This window comes from Paenibacillus marchantiophytorum (assembly GCF_014640555.1).
In the GTDB taxonomy this organism is placed as follows: domain Bacteria; phylum Bacillota; class Bacilli; order Paenibacillales; family NBRC-103111; genus Paenibacillus_E; species Paenibacillus_E marchantiophytorum.
The window spans coordinates 25,143-41,762 of record NZ_BMHE01000037.1 but is presented as its reverse complement, the minus strand read 5'-3'; the positions used below and the strand labels follow the sequence as shown (position 1 = coordinate 41,762).

The following is a 16,620-nucleotide window of genomic DNA, read 5'->3' as shown; positions in this document are numbered from 1 at the left end:
GGTTCCTCCAACTGTCTAAGGTTTTTGCTTTCTAAGTCCAAGAAATCGTTGTCGATAATTCAAGGCATAGGAAGGTTTTTTGAAAACGAAGGAATCGTCTACAGCACTTAACGTTTGAGGTGTCAATGTAGCCAGATAGTTGACCCCAAAAGAACGTAAATGGATCATATGAATAAGAATCATACTGGTGCCAAAGACGATGCCAAAAATGCCGAAGACTGCGGCAAAGACCATTAATGGGAAGCGGAGGAAACGGATGGCGAGCGACGCATTATAATTGGGAATGACGAAGGTCCCGATAGCGGTAAACGACACGATGATGGTTAGCACCGGACCGACGATATTCGCTTGTACAGCCGCTTGTCCGATCACTAATGCGCCAACGATACCGATCGTTTGTCCCATGGAGCCTGGAAGACGAAGACTGGCTTCCCGCAGAAGTTCCAAACTGATTTCCATAATCAAGGCTTCGAAGAAAGCTGGGAATGGAATCCCGCTGCGATTGGCTGCAATCGCAAGCATCAGCTGCGTCGGCAGCATTTCTTGGTGATAAGAAGTAATCGCAATATAAATGGAGGGAAGCATAAGCGCCATCATGATTGCGAAGAACCGAACCCAACGCAGCATTGTAACCGCTAGATAGTTGGTATAATAATCCTCAGTCGACAGCAGGAATTCTGGAAATGTAATCGGCATGAGCAGAGCGAATGGCGTGCCATCCACAAGCACAACAATTTTCCCCTCTAGAAGAGCTGCCGCAGCCTTATCCGCTCTCTCCGTCGAGCTGACTTGCGGGAAGGGGGAGCGCGGTGAATCCTCCAAATAATCTTCCAATTGCCCGCTATCCAAAATGCCCTCCGTATCAACCAAAGAAAGTCTCCGTTTAACCTCTTTCACAATGCTGGGGTTGGCGACGTCCTGCAAATAAGCGACAACACCATCCGTTAATGTGCGAGTACCAATTTGAATCGGATAGAAAACGAGTTGGGGATCTTTGATTTTCCTTCTGATTAAAGCCGTATTGGTTCTAAGCACCTCATTAAAAGCATCCTGAGGCCCCCGAATGATCGGCTCTACGGTAGGCTTGGAGACGAATCTATGTTCCCATCCCTCGGATGTGATAAGCAATGACTCAGCAAACCCATCGATGATCAGCAGTGTGCTCGAATACAGAAGCCCTGAGATGCTTTCCTTCAAAGTGGTCTCCCGCTTGATTCCACTGGCTGTAATCACATAATTCTCGATATAGCTTAGCGTTATCTCCGTTGTTTGCTCCATTTTCATAAGTGGAAGTATGACGCATTGATGAACAATATCTTTCTCCGCTAGTCCGTCAATGTACATAACAACTGCTCGAATATCCAGATTTTCCTCGCTTTGCAAAATAATTTCACGAACGATTAAATCTGATGCATGTTGAATAGTTTCTTTGATTGCAGCCAAGTTTTCTTCCAGGCTAGCACTCAATTGCAGATCGGCGAGCGCTTGCAACCGGGCTGATTCCTGATGAAGGGGGGGAGGTGCAGGGACAGTGGTTCCTTTGAGCAGCTTATCTAAAAAAGACATATTAAGCGCCTGCCTTTACAACGATGCTGTGCATCACATTTTGAAATAAGGTCGAGAGGATGTACAACGTTCCGGTTAAATGAAGTACAGAGAGAATAAGGCCTAATAGGAATAAAGAGACATAGGCAATCACGATTCGGCTGTCTTGTTCACGGACTTTTTTGGAGGGAAGACCAATTATGAGCAGGATTAGAGCGGCTAAGAATAACAACATGGCTATCACCTTGGGCTTGTTTGCCTTTAGGTTTTGCCATTCCAACTATTTTTATCCAAGGGAAATAATGTATAGCGCGGATCAAACCGCGGAAGAATACCCTGTAATGGAGAAATCAAAGATTGAAAGGTGAGGGCATGCATCATTCAACTCAAGATGTAAGGACCTACTTTCAAAAGGAATTTAATCATGCAAATGATTTAATTATACATACGTTAAGTTGGAACCATAAACCGATTCATATCGTTTACTTAATCACTTTAGTGAATGAGCAGTCGATCCAAGATGGTGTTTTGACGCCGCTTAAACACACTGCAAAGGGAGAATTTCTGCAAACCATAACCTTGGGGCAGATGCAGATTACCTGTCTGCTCGAACAAGCTGTTGACGCTTTATTAAGAGGCTATTGCGTGATTTATTTCGATGATGATGCAGATCTGTATCTCTTCCATACCCCATCGAGTTATCAGAGAAGCATTACGGAGCCTGTCAATGAAAAGGTGCTGGGCAATTCGCATGAAGGATTCATTGAACGATTGGATATTAACTTGCACCTGATTCGAAAAAAAATAACAAGCCAGCATCTAGCTATCCGTTATGCCCATGTTGGATTGGAAGCCGACACCAAGTTGGCTATTGTTTATATGGATCAACTGGCGAATCTGGAAATTGTCGAGGAGATTAATAAGCGGATTGCAGAGATCAGCATTGATTATATTTCTTCGGTTGGCATTGTCGAACAATTCATCGAAGATGCACCGTATTCACCATTTCCACAAGTTCTGAGTACAGAAAGAGTTGACCGCGTATCGGCCAATCTTATGGAGGGGCGCATCGCCCTGCTGGCCGATGGTTCATCGAATGCCATTATTCTGCCTGTAAGTTTCTTTGCTTTCTATCAATCTCCGGATGATTACAATCTGCGTATTCTGAATGGCAGTTTTTTTCGACTGCTGCGGGTTTCCAGTTTTTTCATCGCTATCACGCTGCCGGCCATTTATATCGCAGTGGTCAGTTTCCATTTCGAGACGATTCCGAACGAATTAGTGCTGCCCATGCAGAACGCGGTGCTTGATATCCCTTTCCCGCCGATTATGGAAGCGATGCTTATGGAGTTAACCGTGGAGCTAATCCGAGAAGCGGGGCTGCGTCTACATTCGGCTGTAGGACAAACCATCGGCGTTGTAGGAGGATTGGTTATCGGAGATGCCATTGTCCGAGTGGGTCTTGTCTCTAATATCATGATTGTTGTTGTAGCACTAACGGCAATATCTTCCTTTGTTGTGCCCTCGTACGAATTTCGAGAGACGCTCCGTATCCTCAGGTTCCCCATTATGATTCTAGCAGCCTCATTTGGCTTTCTTGGAATCGCCTTTGGATTATCCATCCTGTTGATTCACATGTGCAAGCTGGAAGTACTGGGCATTCCTTACTTCTACCCGCTGTCGCCACTGAATTGGAAGGGAATGAAAGATACATTTATCCGAATGTCCATTTGGCAAATGAACCAGAGGCCTCAGGATAGTAAACCTCAGAAGAAGTGGAGGAATTTATGGTTGAGAGGCTCGGTGAAACATGGGAGAAACAAAAAATAAGATCTCATCGACACAGTTAGCCTTTTTTACGATACAAACAGCTATCGGTGAAGGCGCATTAACGTTGCCGTTCGGCTTGCACGCCATCTCATCGGGTGATGGTTGGATATCGCTGCTTTTAGCTGGCATTACGACCCAAATTATCATTGTGCTTATTTGGGGGATATGCCGGAGATACCCGGAGCTGACCCTGATGGACATTTTGCCAAAGCTGGTGGGAAAACTGCTGGGCAGAGTGGTCAGCGTTCTATTTATCGCCTATTTCACTGCTTTGGCTAGTATTGTGCTATTAAACTACACAAGAATTATTTCTTCATGGATTTTCCCGACAACGCCAAGATGGGTCATTATGGCATTAATGATGTTGACCACCTTTTATTTGGCCAAAGAGAGCTTGCGCATGATTGTACGGTTTGAAGTGCTTCTATCGAGTATCTTCGTTATCTTATTGGGCCTGGTCATGTTTCCTCTATTCAAGGGGAATGTGCTTTACCTGCTGCCGATTGGCATATCGGGGAGCGGGTCTATTATCAAAGGGATAGAGAATGCGGCGATTGCCATGGCTGGTTTTGAGCTGATGTTCGTGATTTATCCGCAGATTCAATCAAAGGATCGAACAGTGCTGAAAACAATGATGCTGTCTTACGTTATCATTACTCTTTTCTATTTGATTATCGTAATTTCATGCTTTGTATTTTTCAGTCCGAAAGAAATGGATATCGTGCCTGAGCCTGTACTTTATATGCTCAAAGCCGTTTCCTTTCGATTTTTTGAGCGCACTGATCTTATCTTCCTGTCTTTTTGGGTTCCGATTGTTATGACCTCCATCGCAAATTACGTCTTTTTCGCTGCGACGAGTATTCAGAAGTTATTGAAAGTGAACCAACCTACTCTGGTAACCTTCATCGTGGTCATGGTTTGTTGGCTGCTGGTTTTGATGCCCAGTGACGTCTTGCAAATGGAAACGATCAATAAGTGGTTCTCGAAAGCAACCTTAATCATGATCTATGGGTTTCCTATTCTCCTATTTGCAGTCTCCGTGTGGAAGCACAGAAAAAATAAGACGGTGGTAGAATGAAAATTTGGTGTAAATCAGTAAGCTTATGCCTGCTTTTATGTGTATTAACAGGCTGTTGGGATCAAATATTGTTAAAGGATGTAAGGCTGATTCTGAATACGGGATTGGATGAGGGGACGCAAGAAAACCTGAGGACAACTTTTGTCGTGGTGGATAAAAAAAGCAAGCCGCGCTTAGTCGCGGCAGAAGGCAATACGCCAAGGGATACGAGGGTTAATCTTGCCAAAGAGCTAACGAGAGCGCCGGACACTTCCAAGAATCGATTAGTCGCTATTGGCGATAAAATGGCGAAAAATAAGCTGGGTGATATTCTGGATGTGTTTTACCGAGATCCCAAAAGCGCTTTAAGCGCTAAAATTGTCATTGTCGATGGAAAAGCTAATGATTTCTTAGCCAATGAACATAAGCATAAGCCCGACTTGATCGTTAACTTAGACAGGCAAGTAATCAGCGCTGAGAAGATCACGATTGTTCCGAATATCAATTTGCAATCCGTTCTGAAGTTTATCCATGATCCTGGTCAGGATATTGTACTTCCCTATATGGGGCCTGGACATTCCGGCAGCAGGGTGAAGGGGGTTGCCCTTTTTAGCAACCAGGTTTTGTCAGGATTTCTATCCGATTCGGAATCGCCTATTTATTTGTTATTGGCTGGACAAATGGGTGAAACCGCAACTTTTAGCGTGAAAACAGAAAAAAACACAAATAAAGTTGGCAGCTTATTAACGCTGCGGGTCTACAAAGCCCATAGTCAGATGAAGCTTGCTATCGTTGATCAACAAGTACAAGTTAATATCCAGTTAACGATGAAAGCTCAAGTGGAGGAATATCCGCAGGAGCATCAGTTCGATGAAAGCAATGTAAAAAAACTAAATGCGTTTATTTCCGCAGAATTAACAGAAGATGCGAGGCAAGTCATTCAAAAACTTCAGAAGATGAACTGTGATGCTTTGGGAATTGGCAGAAGGTTAATTGCCTTTCACCATGACTACTGGAAAACGTCGAACTGGGATGAGGTTTATCCAGGGATCAAGATAGAGCCGCATGTCACCGTGAAGCTGACTAGACCTGGAATCATTAACTGAACGGCACGGCAGCTTGTGCTGCTGCAATACGAATCAGTAGCTGGGATTAATAATCACAGCAAAGAGGCTGTCTCACAAGGTGTAAACCTTGGGGGCAGCCATTTTTTATTTCCAAACCAATAAAGGCCTTTCAATGCTCCAATACACGCCAAAAGCGGCTCATTCTAGAGAAACGTATCGCGAAAAGGAACTACGATCCGCTAATTGGCGGGAACTGGGTTAAACGTAGCATGAAAGGGAACTGAGGTACGCTATTTAAGCGGAAAAGTTGAATTCCGACCGGGAAATGGTGAAATAGCAGATCGTAGTTCCCCTTGGAGTGGAATTAGGCGGTTTTCAGCATTATAGCGGATCCTAGTTCCCTTTGGGTCCGATTATTTATCTTCCGCGCCTTCTGTGCTGCTCTGCTTTTCCTCTTTGCTCTGAAGCAGCTTCAGATAGTCGTCCAAGCGGTCGAATCTTTCTTCCCACATGCGACGGAATGAATCCAACCAGGCATCCATCTCTATAAGCGGCTGAGGCTGCAGCGTGTAAATGCGCCGATTGGCGCTAGGGTGCACTTCAACGAAACCGCAATCACTTAATACACGAAGGTGTTTGGAAACCTGTGGCTGTGCTAGCCCAAGTTGTACGGTGATTTCTCCTACCGTAAGGGGGCCGTCACGTAGTAGCTCGACAATGTGTAAGCGGTTGGGCTCGGCAAGCGCACTCATCGTTGTAATCGTCATGCCCATGATACCGATCTCCCTTCTTATGTAAATATACCGCGCAAAGAATATGCCTGTAAAGGAATGGTTGGAGAAATTTTATGGGAATACTTCTTCGTGTTAGCTATTTTTTAATGAAAATGTCACAGACATATTGACAACTTGACTGAGAATAGTTATCATTCATAATGACTAATGCAAATGAGTATCATTCTCATCTTTGGAGAAGTAGGAAGGGAGCGTGTCGGACCGTGGGTCTTTTGTATGAATTGGTTAAAAAGAATAATCATAAGCGCGATCAGCAAAGCAAGGATTCACAAGCAAATTCGAACGCTGGCTACATAAAGAAACCCAAAGCGGCAGCTCTTAGGAACATTGAGGAATCCAGCAATAATCCAAATAAATAACAACTAACAGGAGGAATACAAATGAGTTCAGTAATCGTAGTTTTTGCAAGCATGACAGGTAACACGGAAGAAATGGCGGAGGCCATCGCAGAAGGGTTGCAAGAAGCAGGGATTGAGCCTGTCGTGAAAAATGTGATTGACACGAATGCCGAAGAGATTACCAAATATGACGGTATCATCCTGGGCAGCTATACATGGGGAGACGGAGATTTAGCCGATGATTTCCTCGACTTTTACGATGAGATGGATGTTATTCAGTTAGATGGGAAAAAGGCGGCAGTGTTCGGATCCGCTGATTCTTCCTATGCGGAATACGGGGCGGCTGTTGACACATTGATAACAAAATTGAAAGAGCTTGGCGCGGAAGTAACGCTCGACGGATTGAAAGTTGAGTTGTCGCCTTCCAAGGACGATAAAGTATTATGCCGTGAATTTGGCAAACAATTCGTCCAGTCGCTTGGCGCTTAGTCCATCCGAGTGTGAATCTCAATGAACATTCAACAGGACTACAAGATTGCAACGCCGCCACTGCTAGCTGATTATCAACTTGAGAATTGGATTCACGCTAATTTTTCCGATCCGCGAGCCCACTCTCATGAAGATCCAGAATGGAAGCAGCTCACACAATATGCAGCTTATCACGCCATTCATGATTGGCATTGTCTACATCCCCAATACCAAACAGAGATGACATTAGCCGCAATGTTCGAGCGGCGCTGGACTAACAAAGTACATAAATTCAAATCTTCTGCGTTCTATTGGGAAGTCAAACGCATCGTGGTGGCTAATCTGTATAAGTTCCTGTCGGATTCGGATCATTCAGATGAACCGTTTATGGTGTTTGAGAGCAAAAGCGTTTGGGTTCAAGAGCTGGAAAGCCATCTCTCGATGATTGTGCAAGTCATGGAGGTAACTGAGAACTTATTCACCATCCATAAATATATGATGGAGCCGAGTGAAGCGGCTATTGAACTGTTCGTTCATTGGACCATTGTATGCAGCTATGAGGCATTCGGTAAACCGCCCGAGCAGCTGCTGATCTATCATTTGATGAGTGGAGAATGCCAACGGATATCCACAGCCGGTTGTGATCGGCAGCAATCTATTGATTATCTGCGTCTAGTGAAAGATGTGTTTACAGACAGCAGTATGTGTTTTTGCAAGGATTGCTCACCCGGTTCTGGCCGTTTGCTCATGTGATTCTTACCTAGAAATGATAAGATAGGAAGAAACGTGTGAGAGGAGCAGCCAGCTTTGAAACGGATGATTTATAGAGCGCAGTGGAAAGAAGGGCAAGAGGAAGCGGGGCTAAGTCGTATGGCGGATACCGCTTCCGCACAAGCGCGTTTGGATAGCGGCGAGATCATGACCATTGCGGCATTCAAATGGCTTCAGCATATTTTTATCTATTACGAATGCGTACAGGATGAGATAGTTCCTGAGGTAATGTTTGGAGCGATCGATGCTTATCTGGAGGATTGGCCGGGGAAAGTAGTGAAACGGAAATGGATGCCTATGGTCGATGTCTTTCATTTTAATGAACCGGTCAGCTATGAGCATTGGCTTCGCAAGGAGCCCGTTGAGCGCAGGGTGGGAAGGGTCGCTCATCTCAAGCCGGAAATGATTCCGAGCTACATTTATTATCATTACCAGCTGCAGGAAGAGCGAGCGTTCTTAGGAGACAAGTATGAGATGATTGCCTTGCATGACAACCTCATGTTCGGTTATCAAGAATTCCCCCAAGTGATTGAGCAGCCATTAGCTCCTCCCCGATTAACGACATCCGGAACACCGGAGAACTGGAACGATTCCCGTATGGATCTCCACTTCCAGCCGTGGGCGGATGGACATCTGTATTTTAAACCGATTGAGGCTATATTCACGTTGTATAGCGGTGCACCTCTTAAGAACCTTCCTTTCCATCCTTGATGGAAGCAAGGTTCTTTGTGCTATGCGCGGGTGCTGCGCTTTTTGGGCCGACATAACGACAATGAGTATACTCATCAGCCGTTTGTTGCGATCAATGAGCGAGTCGACATCGCTGTAAAACGCGGGGCATTCCCTTAATAAAATGCATGGAATAGCCCATTTTTTTGATCGCTACGAGGTTCCAACCCTGAGCTTCCATCTCTTCCAGATAGTCTTCAATCTTATCACTATTCCAACTAGCCCAAATTTTTGTTGTTTTTTTATTTTCCGACATGCGGATCAGCCTCCATCTGCTTCGAATTATGATACAGCTCACGGATACGAGAAATTTCTTGCGTGAGGATTTCACGTCCCAGTGGTGTTATCTGATACATTTTCCGCCGCTCTTCCTCGGCGATGACAGCAATTAATTTATCCTTTTCCATCTTCGAGAGGCTGCCGTATAAGGTGCCTGGTCCTAGCTTGATTCTACTCTTCGTAATCTCCTCCACATGCTGCATAATGCCATATCCGTGACGGATCTGGGCAAGGGAAAGCAGGATGTAATAGGCGGTTTCAGACATGGGCAGGTAGCTGCGCTGCAGCTTATCGTTACTCATTGGAAAGTCTCCTTCGGTATGGCATAGTCGTCCATACTAGATCGAACTTCGCTATAACGCGTTGCGATATATCATATTATGAGGTATATCGCGGCGCGATGTATAAGTCAAGAGCCGATGTCATAAAATTGCTAGATTCGGAATACATAGTAAGAGAGAGAGAAAGGAGGACGCTTGTATGCTCACTTTGAAATCATGGACAAGCATTTTTCATCGGGCCGCGCCCGCTTTCTATTTGACCGTGAAGGTTCGTGCGCCTCGTGATTATTTCGATCGTGCGGACATTTTTATAGAAGATTTGCTGTATACCACGGAGGAAGAACTTCCGGGATTGAATAAAACTTTCCTGGTCAAACTCTTGTTTGACAATTTTCTGAGTCATGTAAGACAAGGGAAAGATTTGTATGACTACATGTTGAATTTGAAAAGTAACTACGAGGTTTATTTAAATGCGAATACGTATGTTAAAGAACGGAAACTAACGTTTCCTGATAGAGTTCCTAACTTTCAGTGGAGCCTGCCTGGCAAAGGAGGCGTGGACGGATCGAAGGGATACTTAACTTTGAATGTGGGTCTTCGCGAATCTGAGGTCAAACGGGTAGACGTGTTCTTTGCGGACTGGGTATGTAACTACGAAGATTCTCTAGACATGGATATTCATAAGCTGTTGTCGCTGTTATTTATTGAGTTTATTACAGAAATGCGGCATGGATTTACCGGGGAAATGATAGAAGAAATCGTAGCATCGATATTAGCAAAAACGGATGAACGAAAATGAAGTTCAATTCTGAGTTGACAACTATGAATAATGTGTTTATTATGATAAACACATAGCTTTTGTCCAGGATACCGACTAGTAAACTAGAGGTCCAGATGGAAGGAACGGTAGTTATTTTGCCGCCTTCTTATCTGGATTTTTTTATTGGCTTTTTTTTTACGGCACTATGAAACTTTTGTCCGAAAAAACAAAGAAATAATGTAACAATTATCCGAAGATAGGGGGAGAATCAGATGGTCAAAGGTGGTTTAATCAGTATTCGTGAGGCCTTTCATTCCTTGACACCAATGGAACAGCAAGCGGCCCGCTTTATACTGGATCATCCGGAACTGGCTGTGCAATGTTCGATTCAGAAACTGGCAGAGCAGGCAGCAGTTAGCAAAGCGACGCTTATCCGTTTGTCCCAATCCTTGAAGTACAAGGGATTCAAAGAGCTCAAGATCGGAATTGCTTCTGATGTTGCCATTGAGCAGAAAGATCCGAATGTGTATCAGCAATTCCAAGTCAAAGGATCGACGAGTGATTTATTGGAGTCAATCTCCAACAACAACATCAAATCGATCAAAGATACGTTGTCTGTGCTTGATGCGGAGGCCGTGGAACAAGCGATTAACACCTTGTTCAGTGCGCGCAAAATTGCTCTGTTTGGCATCGAGTCATCCTCCGTAGTCGCAGACGATTTCAGGCATAAAGCCGTTCGGCTGGGGCTGTGGTGTGAACCAGGCTATAGTGAAGACGCGCAAACCATCATCGCAGCAAACTTGACTGCGGAGGATGCGGTTCTCGCTATTTCCTATACTGGCCAGACACAAACAGTGCTCGAAGCGATGGAACTAGCCCGGCAAAATGGGGCTAAATTAATTTCGCTGACCCAATTTGGGGTGAACCCGATTGCTCAGTTTGCTGAGATTAACTTGTTCTCCAGTACGGTTGAAAAAGACTTTCGCAACGGAGCCATGGCTTCCAGGATTGCGCAGTTGAATGTCATTGATATTTTGTATGTGGGGCTAGTTGATCGGAATTATGACGTACATATTGAAGCACTGGAACGGACCAAAAAAGCCGTCCATCATGCCAGAACCAGAAAATCGAATTAGGAGGATTTATTTATGAAAATGCGGTTGGGAAGAAAAATGCGGAAAAGCGGAAGTATTGTAGTAAGCATTGCGACGATTGGTGCTTTATTGTCAGGTTGCTCACAAGGAACTACGTCAAGTGTTGCCAGTCCCAAAGCGTCATCTGATGCCGTCAAGACAGCAACAGCTGCACCTAAGGAGAAAGTAACCCTTAATTTGGCCGTCTGGGTAGAAGAATTGAAAGAGACGATCAATCAAACTGTCGCCGTATACACGAAAGACCATACCAACGTGGAAGTCAATTTGACCATAACACCTGTCAAAGATTACTATACGAAGCTGCAAACCTCGCTGGTCGGCGGGGAAGGGCCTGATCTCTTCTTGATGAATGGTCCCAACTTCTATAAATTTGCTTCTTTGAATTTGTTGGCGGATCTTCAACCTTTGGTGGATCGCGATAAATGGGATACGTCCGTCTATCCGAAAGGGATCAACGAGCTGTACAGATATAACAACAAGCAGTACGGCATCCCTTATTTCCAAGGTACGGTCGGCTTATTTTATAACAAGGAACTGTTTGATAAAGCAAAAGTGCCGTACCCCGACGATACGTGGACTTGGGAGACGTTGAAGACGAACGCGGCAAAGCTTACGGATAAAAGTCAAAAACAATTCGGTTATATCGCGGCTAACGAGATCCAAACCGGCTTCTATCCGCTTATTTATCAAGCTGGCGGCTCCGTCATCAACAATGAACATAACAAATCAGGTCTGAATTTGCCGGAAACACAAGCGGCTATCCAGTTCATGAAGGATTTCATCGATCAAGGGATTTCGCCTACGGCTCAACAGCAGGTTGAAACGAAGCCTACGCAAATTTTCGGCTCAGGTAAAGCGGCTATGGTTCCTGGCGGATCGTTCGATGCCTCAACCTTATACAAAATGCTAGGTGACAAGCTAGGTGTGGCAGAACTGCCGGCCGGCAAACAAAAAGGCTACTATATACATGGATCAAGCTGGGTTATCAATCAGAAATCCAAGCATCAGCAAGAAGCTTGGGAAGTTTTGAAAGTATTGACTGGGAAAGTGGGCGAAGATTTGCTCGCCAAAAGCGCTTTTAACTATCCAGCGCACAAAGGGTCTGTCGATCTCTGGCTGCAAGCCATTCCATCGCTGGATATGAAAGCTTTCATTCGCACCGTTGACCAAACAGGACCTTATCCGGTTTCGAAAAACACGGCAGAATGGCAGAATATACTTATTGAACAAGTGACGAACGCTTTGCTCGGCAAAACGCCGGTCAAAGAGGCATTAGACAACGCTGCTGTCAAAATGAATGATTTGTTAGCCAAAGAGAAGTAAAACAGAAAGGGGCGTCTTCCATTGGATAATCACAGCGCAGCGAGAGCAGTCGTACCTCATATGGCTGGTGGCGTATCCGCAAGTAGGAGGTGGCGCAGTAGAACCGCGGAGGCTTGGTGGGCGTATGTCTTCATTCTGCCCGCTTTCCTGTTTCTCGGTTTGTTTCACCTGCTGCCAGCAGCAGCTTCTATCGTTATTTCCGTCCTGGATTGGGACGGTCTTTCCACAGCCAGCTTTGCAGGCTTGAACAATTACATTGCGCTCGTTCATGACGAGCATTTCCTTCAAGCTTGTCGTCATACCTTCTTATTTGCGCTTATAAGCGTGCCTGTTTCTGTGGCAATCGCAACGGTCATTGCTGCTGCGCTGAACAAAAACATTCGCGGACGCACCTTCTACCGAACGATGTATTTCGTGCCGGTTGTTACGATGTCAACAGCGGTTGGATTGATCTGGAAGTGGTTGTTTAATTCCGATTATGGCCCCATTAATGCCGTTCTTCACACGCTGCATCTGCCAGCGCCGAATTGGCTTTCTGATCCTAGTTACATCATGCCGTCCGTTATCATCGTTAGCGTATGGTCTTCACTTGGACATCATATGATTGTGCTGCTTGCAGGACTTCAAGGCATCGCACCCAGTTACTATGAAGCGGCTGAGATGGATGGAGCGAGCAGATCCTATACCTTTTTTAGAATTACACTGCCGCTGTTGTCGCCCAGTTTATTTTTTGTGATCCTAACGGCAACGATACAAGCGCTCCAATTGTTTGATCTCGTATTTGTCATGACCAATGGCAATCCAGCACTTTTGAATACGTCGCGAAGCGTCGTTTATAACGTATATGAAGAAGGATTTACCCTATTTCACATGGGTGCAGCCTCCTCGCAGGCGGTTGTTCTTTTCCTGGCTATCTTCGTGGTGACCATGATTCAGTTGAAATTACAGCGTAGATGGGTTCACTATTCGGGATAAGGAGGGGTACATGTGAAATTAGGAAAATTGTTGCTGCACGCTGGGCTTCTGCTGGGCGTTATGGCAATGGCGATGCCTTTGCTGTGGATGGCGCTTACTTCCGTCAAAACTTTTGCAGAGTCCATGCAGGCGCCGCCAACGATACTGCCAGCTGCCTGGCAGTTTGCCAATTATGGCAAAGTACTGCAAAAAACCGAGTTCTTGCGTTACTTCGGCAACACGTTGTTCGTAACCGTAGTCAAAACAGCAGGGCAGCTGCTATTCTGTTCGCTGGCTGCGTTTGCCTTCGCCACCATGCGTTTTCCATGGAAAAATAGCTTGTTTTTGTTGGTTCTATCCGTCATGATGCTGCCGCACCAACTCGCACTCTTGCCTACCTTTATTCTGATGAAACAGTTAGGCTGGCTGAATACGTACCAAGCTCTAATTGTTCCGGGGCTCGCCAGTGGTTTTGGCATCTTCCTGCTGCGCCAATTCTTCCTGTCCCTACCTATTGAAATCGGCGAAGCTGCCAAAATGGATGGCGCATCCTATCCGCGGATTTACTGGAGTTTGTATCTGTCGCTCTCGAAGCCGGGATTGATCTCATTATCGATCTTTGTCATCATTGCTTCATGGAATGATTTCTTGAATCCCTTGATTCTAACTAGTTCGGACAAAATGCGCGTGCTGTCCTTAGGGGTAGCCAGCTTCGTTGGCGAATTCGCCACGGATTATCCGCTCATGATGGCGGCTGCTTGTATTTCCGTCATGCCGCTGATCTTGATGTTTATTTTGCTGCAGCGGTATTTTATCCAAGGAATTGCTTTGACTGGGGTGAAAAGCTGATGAATAACGTCATTCTGATCATGACTGATCAGCATCGTGCTGATGCGCTGGGTTGTTATGGAAATAGTGTCGTAGAAACGCCTAATCTCGATTGGCTAGCCTCACAGGGGACGCGCTTTACACATGCATACTCGCCATCGCCATCCTGCGTGCCAGCTAGGGCTTCCCTGCTTACTGGCTTGGACCCCTGGCACACAGGAATTCTCGGGATGGGCAGAGGACAGGGACCGATGGGGGTAGGCTTCGACTACACCTTGCCAGGAGCGCTTGCTGAAGCTGGCTATCAAACTTTTGGTGTAGGCAAAATGCACTTTTACCCGCAGCGCGCTAGGAATGGATTCCATGAGACGGTCTTGGATGAATCTGGGCGCCAAGAAGATCCTGGCTTCGTGTCTGATTACAGGAGCTGGTTTTTGCAGCAGCGCAGCGGCCCGTACGACATCTCTGATCATGGCATTGGCTGGAATAGCTGGATGGCTCGGCCTTATCATGCTCCTGAAGCTCTGCATCCAACGGCGTGGACGGTTAATGAAGCCATCTCCTTCGTAGAAAGGCGGGATCCCACCAAACCGTTTTTCTTAAAAGTATCCTTTGCTAGGCCGCATTCCCCTTATGATCCGCCATCGTATTACTTTGATCTTTATGGGGATAAGCCGATTCCTGAGCCTTATCGGGGCGACTGGGATGAGCAGCATAACGATCCGGTAGAAGCATTGAAGCCTGACGCGTGGCGTGGCGTTCAAAGTCCGGAAGCGATCCGGCGCGCGCGGCAGGGATACTATGGTTCCATTACTTTCATCGATCATCAGTTGGGGCGATTAATAAGGGTACTGCAAAAGAAAGGCTTGTTTGACCCCACGTTATTCGTGTTTCTGTCTGATCATGGCGACATGCTGGGGGATCACAATTTGTGGCGCAAAACGTACGCTTATGAAGGATCGGCGCGTATTCCACTCATTGTGAAGCCTCCTGCAGCTTGGCAGCAACCCGTTCTTAGGGAAGTCTCTCACCCTGTCGTCATGCAAGATGTCATGCCAACTATCCTTGATTTTCTCGGTCTGGAAGTGAAGAGGAGGCTGGATGGAATCAGCATGAAAAGCTTAATGGGCGGGGATAAGGAGCATGAACGCACTTATATTCACGGTGAACATGCCACCTGTTACTCGGAAGAGCAGGAGATGCAATTTCTGACGGATGGCAAAATCAAATATATTTGGTTTCCCCGGCTGGGGACTGAGCAGTTGTTTGATCTGCAAACGGACCTGAGCGAAAGTGTGAATTTGGCTTCTCATCCGGAGTGGCATGACGTAATAGCGATGTGGCGGCAAAGGCTGGTGCAGCGCTTGGCATCACGCAATCTCGGATTGACGGAGGGGGATCAGCTCGTCTTGCAAGCTGGTAAACCTTATATCGTCTCTCCGTATTATCAGAAGCGATTAGAAGCTTCTTCCTACGATTGGCTATCCTAAAGCGATGGATTGACAGCGAAAAGTAGGGGATGGTAAAGTTAGATTCATATACGAACATATACCCAGTTAATATATCGGGATAATGTTACTTTGAATCGTCGGGAGTGTTACACAATTGGAAGATGTAGAAATCGTGGAGGCTTCCCCCGCACAAGTGGATGACGTGTTGGCCTTATGGCTGGAAGCTGCGCATTGGATGCTGTCCAAAGGCATTAATCAATGGCGTCCTGAACATTTTAATCGTGATGTCGTGCTGGCTTATTTTGAGGATAGACAGATTTTTCTGGCTAAGCATAAAGGGGAATATGTAGGCAGCTTCGCTCTGCAATGGTCTGATCCTCGCGTGTGGGGAGATTTGCATAATGAAGAGTCCGGTTATTTGCACAGATTTGTGGTTCGCCGAACAAAGGCAGGACACAAATACGGTGAATATTTGCTCAAGTGGATTGAAGATTATGTGAAGTCTCACAACAAAAAGTACGTAAGACTGGATTGCATGGCTACCAATGAGGTGCTGAATACTTATTATCGCAAACAGGAGTTCACTTACATCGGCACCTATGAATTGCATGCGGGAGAGCATAGCTGGTTAGGGAGCTTATATGAGAAGCAAGTATAAGCTGGAACCACGCGCAAGCCGATAAGCTACTGGTGGTGGAATTGGATAGATGGTTGGGAGAACACGGAGAGTTGGCGATTGGAAAAGTAGCTGATGGATTCGACGGTGCGGCAGCAAACCATCGGAGAAGTGAGGCTGCTAGAATAGAGGTTACAAGCAAAAGACCGCCAGGGTGAGAATTCCCTGACGGTCTTTTGCTTATATATGTTGGGACTTTGAGACCCCACCAGGGAGGGGGTGATGCGCGGAGGTAAGAGAACTACAAGCCGTTATTCTGGCCAAAAGTGTCCATATCGCTAAGTTGAGGGAACTACAAGGCGCTATTTTGCTGTT

At 45.9% G+C, this 16,620-nt stretch carries 18 protein-coding genes; 13 read left to right on the top strand and 5 right to left on the bottom strand.

The annotated features are described in order from the left end of the window. Positions 1-15: 15 nt before the first annotated feature. Positions 16-1,566, bottom strand: a complete 1,551-nt coding sequence (locus IEY34_RS26235) for a spore germination protein (protein WP_189017258.1) — start codon at positions 1,564-1,566, stop codon at positions 16-18. 1 nt (position 1,567) lies between these two features. After that, complete coding sequence (locus IEY34_RS26230; RefSeq protein WP_189017255.1) at positions 1,568-1,780, bottom strand: hypothetical protein; 213 nt, start codon at positions 1,778-1,780, stop codon at positions 1,568-1,570. A 137-nt stretch (positions 1,781-1,917) separates the two neighbouring features. On the opposite strand from IEY34_RS26230, the gene IEY34_RS26225 reads away from it, so the two are divergent. The 3 genes from IEY34_RS26225 to IEY34_RS26215 are packed head-to-tail and all read left to right on the top strand — an operon-like array spanning position 1,918 to position 5,538. Beyond that, complete coding sequence (locus IEY34_RS26225; protein WP_189017252.1) at positions 1,918-3,375, top strand: spore germination protein; 1,458 nt, start codon at positions 1,918-1,920, stop codon at positions 3,373-3,375. Then, positions 3,356-4,453 carry a GerAB/ArcD/ProY family transporter gene (locus tag IEY34_RS26220; RefSeq protein WP_189017249.1) on the top strand — a complete coding sequence of 366 codons (1,098 nt, stop codon included), beginning with the start codon at positions 3,356-3,358 and terminating at the stop codon, positions 4,451-4,453. Before IEY34_RS26225 ends, IEY34_RS26220 begins: the two co-directional genes overlap by 20 nt. Beyond that, the gene (locus IEY34_RS26215; RefSeq protein ID WP_189017246.1) at positions 4,450-5,538 is read left to right on the top strand and encodes a Ger(x)C family spore germination protein; all 1,089 of its coding nucleotides are present in this window, start codon (positions 4,450-4,452) and stop codon (positions 5,536-5,538) included. Before IEY34_RS26220 ends, IEY34_RS26215 begins: the two co-directional genes overlap by 4 nt. Positions 5,539-5,912: 374 nt before the next feature. On the opposite strand, the gene IEY34_RS26210 is transcribed toward IEY34_RS26215, so the two are convergent. After that, the gene (locus IEY34_RS26210) at positions 5,913-6,272 is read right to left on the bottom strand and encodes an ArsR/SmtB family transcription factor (RefSeq protein ID WP_189017243.1); all 360 of its coding nucleotides are present in this window, start codon (positions 6,270-6,272) and stop codon (positions 5,913-5,915) included. 401 nt (positions 6,273-6,673) lie between these two features. Here IEY34_RS26210 and IEY34_RS26205 point away from each other — a divergent pair, with 401 nt between their 5' ends. From IEY34_RS26205 to IEY34_RS26195, 3 genes are all read left to right on the top strand, one after another. Next, entirely contained in the window at positions 6,674-7,120 is a 447-nt protein-coding gene (locus IEY34_RS26205) for a flavodoxin (RefSeq protein WP_189017240.1), read from the top strand. A 21-nt stretch (positions 7,121-7,141) separates the two neighbouring features. After that, positions 7,142-7,852: a hypothetical protein gene (locus IEY34_RS26200; RefSeq protein ID WP_189017237.1), complete on the top strand. Its 711-nt coding sequence runs from the start codon at positions 7,142-7,144 to the stop codon at positions 7,850-7,852. Positions 7,853-7,915: 63 nt separating this feature from the next. After that, entirely contained in the window at positions 7,916-8,581 is a 666-nt protein-coding gene (locus IEY34_RS26195; RefSeq protein ID WP_229757849.1) for a hypothetical protein, read from the top strand. A 91-nt stretch (positions 8,582-8,672) separates the two neighbouring features. On the opposite strand, the gene IEY34_RS26190 is transcribed toward IEY34_RS26195, so the two are convergent. Together IEY34_RS26190 and IEY34_RS26185 are read right to left on the bottom strand one after the other, a co-directional pair. Then, a complete protein-coding gene (locus IEY34_RS26190; protein ID WP_189017232.1) occupies positions 8,673-8,855 on the bottom strand; it encodes a DUF2812 domain-containing protein in 183 nt (60 codons plus the stop codon). Next, positions 8,842-9,180 (bottom strand): PadR family transcriptional regulator, encoded by a 339-nt coding sequence (locus tag IEY34_RS26185; RefSeq protein WP_189017229.1) that lies wholly within the window; start codon positions 9,178-9,180, stop codon positions 8,842-8,844. The genes IEY34_RS26190 and IEY34_RS26185 overlap by 14 nt, the downstream gene beginning before the upstream one ends. 178 nt (positions 9,181-9,358) lie before the next feature. Here IEY34_RS26185 and IEY34_RS26180 point away from each other — a divergent pair, with 178 nt between their 5' ends. From IEY34_RS26180 to IEY34_RS26150, 7 genes are all read left to right on the top strand, one after another. Next, positions 9,359-9,958 carry a hypothetical protein gene (locus IEY34_RS26180; RefSeq protein ID WP_189017226.1) on the top strand — a complete coding sequence of 200 codons (600 nt, stop codon included), beginning with the start codon at positions 9,359-9,361 and terminating at the stop codon, positions 9,956-9,958. Positions 9,959-10,191: 233 nt separating this feature from the next. Next, on the top strand, positions 10,192-11,055 hold the full coding sequence (locus tag IEY34_RS26175) for a MurR/RpiR family transcriptional regulator (RefSeq protein WP_189017223.1): 864 nt from the start codon (positions 10,192-10,194) through the stop codon (positions 11,053-11,055). A gap of 12 nt (positions 11,056-11,067) precedes the next feature. Beyond that, positions 11,068-12,396 (top strand): ABC transporter substrate-binding protein, encoded by a 1,329-nt coding sequence (locus IEY34_RS26170; protein ID WP_229757846.1) that lies wholly within the window; start codon positions 11,068-11,070, stop codon positions 12,394-12,396. A 21-nt stretch (positions 12,397-12,417) separates the two neighbouring features. Then, entirely contained in the window at positions 12,418-13,371 is a 954-nt protein-coding gene (locus IEY34_RS26165) for a carbohydrate ABC transporter permease (protein ID WP_229757845.1), read from the top strand. A gap of 12 nt (positions 13,372-13,383) precedes the next feature. Then, on the top strand, positions 13,384-14,199 hold the full coding sequence (locus tag IEY34_RS26160) for a carbohydrate ABC transporter permease (protein ID WP_229757844.1): 816 nt from the start codon (positions 13,384-13,386) through the stop codon (positions 14,197-14,199). Further along, positions 14,199-15,668, top strand: coding sequence for an arylsulfatase (locus tag IEY34_RS26155; protein ID WP_189017220.1), 1,470 nt, complete (start codon positions 14,199-14,201; stop codon positions 15,666-15,668). Before IEY34_RS26160 ends, IEY34_RS26155 begins: the two co-directional genes overlap by 1 nt. Before the next feature lie 115 nt (positions 15,669-15,783). Beyond that, entirely contained in the window at positions 15,784-16,287 is a 504-nt protein-coding gene (locus tag IEY34_RS26150) for a GNAT family N-acetyltransferase (protein ID WP_189017217.1), read from the top strand. Positions 16,288-16,620: the final 333 nt, after the last annotated feature.